Origin of the sequence: Candidatus Magnetominusculus xianensis (genome assembly GCA_001541255.1) — a bacterium.
GTDB classification, from domain to species: Bacteria; Nitrospirota; Thermodesulfovibrionia; order Thermodesulfovibrionales; family Magnetobacteriaceae; genus Magnetominusculus; species Magnetominusculus xianensis.
Window position 1 is genome coordinate 1 of record LNQR01000093.1, and the last position, 2,920, is coordinate 2,920.

Here is a 2,920-nt window from a genome sequence, read left to right on the forward strand (position 1 = left end):
GTACCGTTACCGTTGCTTGCCCCCGTTACAGTATAGATGTTGACAGAGAATATGGCAGCAATGCTATGGTTTCCTGTAACATTGCTTATTATATAGTTGTTACCTGCCACCTGAGACAGCACGTCTTCGTTGTTGTCTGTAAGGCTTGCAAGGCCGTAGCCTGAGTTCGGTGTTATGGTACATGTCGATGACCCGCCGCTTGATACGCTTGTCGGCGTACAGCTTATTGTACCGCCAGTACCTGCCGATGGTGTTACTGTATATGTGGTTTGCGAAAATGTTACTACTACAGTACAGTTATTGGTAATCGACATCGTTGTATATGTATTGCCAACCAAACTGCCGCTGCATGTTCCGCCTACTGAGGCTGTGTATCCCGTGTTTGGCGTTATCGTAAATTGCTTAGTCCCACCAGAGACAACAGTCTGAGGCGTTGACGGGCTTATTGAGCCGTTCGCTCCCGCCGATGGCGTTACTGTGTATGTGATTGGAGTAAATGTCGCAGTTACACTACAATCAGCGGCAACCGCGCCGGTCGTGTAAGTGTTACCGCTTAAAGTACCGCCGCAGCCTGTTACTGAGGCTGTATATCCTGTGTTTGGCGTAACCGTAAATTGCTTAGTTCCACCGGAGACAACACTCTGAGGCGTTGACGGGCTTATTGTCCCGCCAGTACCTGCTGATGGTGTTACTGTAACTGTAGCAGGGAATAATACCTGCACAGGTGTATGCCTGTCTATAGTCGTGCCGTCTCCCAACTTACCAGAATAATTCCACCCCCACGTCCAGACAGTTCCATCGTTTTTCAGCACCATTGACTGCTCACGTCCAGTAGAAATGGCTATAACTCCGGTTAAGTATCCAACATTATTAGCGCCATGCACCTGTACAGGGGTATTCCTGTTCATAGTCGTGCCATCTCCCAACTGACCATAATTATTCATCCCCCATGTCCAGACAGTTCCATCGCTCTTCAGCACCATTGAACTTGAGGTATATCCAGTAGAAATAGCTATAACTCCGGTTAAATATCCAACATTATTAGCGCCATGCACCTGTACAGGGGTATTCCTGGTTATAGTCGTGCCGTCTCCATACCGACCACCATTCCACCCCCACACCCAGACTGTCCCGTCGCTCTTCAATGCTAGAAAGGTTTCTCCAAAAGCACTATTTATGGCTATAACACCTGATAAGCCGCTTACCTGCACTGGCGTAGTTTCATAGTTCGTATTCGTGCCGTTTCCTAACTGACCATAACTATTCTCCCCCCATGCCCAGACAGTTCCATCGCTCTTCAGCGCCATCGAAATCCCCTGTCCACCGGCAATGGCTATAACACCTGATAAGCCGCTTACCTGCTCTGGCACTTTTCTGGACTCATACTCGCCAATCGTGCCATTTCCCAACTCACCACTACCGTTCAACCCCCACGCCCAGACAGTTCCATCACCTCTCAATGCAAGAGAGTGGTATGTTCCACCGGCAATAGCTATAACACCTGTTAGGCCACTTACCTGCACTGGCGTATCAGTGTTCGTCCCCACGCCATACGTGCCGTTTCCTAACTGCCCCCAATGATTATAGCCCCATGCCCAGACAGTCCCGTCACTCTTCAGTGCCAGAGAATGAACCGTGCCAGCAGCTATTGCTGTAACTCCGGTTAAGCCACTTACCTGTACAGGAATTGTACTGTCTGCTGTTGAGGTGTTCTGAGCAACTCCGAACTGATCATTTCCTAACTGACCATGAAGATTACTGCCCCACGCCCAGACAGTCCCATCGTTCTTCAGCGCCATCGAATGAAGCTCGCCAGCGACTATAGATAGGAAGGGATTTTGTGAAGACCCCGCAGTTGCGGTGCGTTTAGCGGTGACAGCATTCGATGATGTGTTTTTTGCTGAAACGCTCCCTTTGTTTCCATTTGGCACATAGGCACTTGTACCGGCAAAGACATTGGTCTGTAACAATAATAAAAAGACTATGCCAACCAATGATAGGATGTACATATTTACCTGCTGGCGCGACTGAACGATACCTGACATGCGCTGTCACCTCATCATACGAACTGTTCCCATGTTTAACATTTGACGTCCCTCCGTTTATAATTGCGACTGATAGTGATATAAAATACTTCCTACGAATACCTCTGGATAATAAGCGCCTTGCTGCTACTACATGATAAATCTCAGCCCTGCCTCACATCCGCCCTCACAGCGGTCTGACCACATTATCTCTGCATAGACTGGGGCAGTTACACCCTCGCCGACAGGGATAAACAACTGTAATACTTTACCTTTAACGAGAAGTTGATCCAGAACTAGGCCTATACCTCCATTGCCTATGTTAAAACTTGTTGCTGTCTTTTGGGATAAAGACGCATCCTCCACTGTCCTAAACTCAATAGAACTGTTCAATGGCTTTCTTTCGTGTGTCCTTTCATCTTTGTTCGACTTCATGGTCTATGAAAACATTTACCAAAATTGGTCGTCAATCCCTCAAAAGTGGGATTTTTCTGTTTCAGCAATTCTCAATGAATAAGAAAGAAGGCGTCGTATAAGGGGTGTCCAAAGGAAAGGGGAAATATTTTCGCAAAGAGCGCGGCAAGTAGTGTCATAGTATTGACTGAGCTGTGATGTCAATAGTGGACACCAAATTCTTCATGCCACAGTTCTTAGAGCTGTTTTTCATAAGCGGCTGGGGATAGGTATCCGAATCGCATTTAAGCTGAATACGCCGGTCTGTCTCATCATAGGAAGTGCTTCACGACTAACCGCAGGGGAGAAGTTTACGTATATCCGTCCATACTTGTCCATTGCCTTGCGCGGATGAAACGTATATCCCAAGAACGTAAATCCAATCGTTGGATACAACTCTCTACGATTGATGTCCTTGCAGTAAACAATTCGTGTTTTCTCTT

Annotated in this window: 2 protein-coding genes and 1 pseudogene; all 3 read right to left on the minus strand. The window is 47.3% G+C overall.

The annotated features are described in order from the left end of the window. A partial coding sequence (locus ASN18_RS12895; RefSeq protein ID WP_085053197.1) for an RCC1 domain-containing protein occupies window positions 1-2,045 on the minus strand: 2,045 nt, incomplete at its 3' end. A gap of 129 nt (window positions 2,046-2,174) precedes the next feature. Continuing rightward, complete coding sequence (locus tag ASN18_RS12900) at window positions 2,175-2,459, minus strand: PilZ domain-containing protein (RefSeq protein ID WP_085053198.1); 285 nt, start codon at window positions 2,457-2,459, stop codon at window positions 2,175-2,177. Window positions 2,460-2,687: 228 nt separating this feature from the next. Next, window positions 2,688-2,920, minus strand: a pseudogene (locus ASN18_RS12905) (hypothetical protein); the annotation flags it as partial.

Excerpts from the sequence above, each read along its gene's own strand:
- ASN18_RS12900 (WP_085053198.1), bottom strand. The coding sequence starts at position 2,459 with ATGAAGTCGAACAAAGATGAAAGGACACACGAAAGAAAGCCATTGAAC.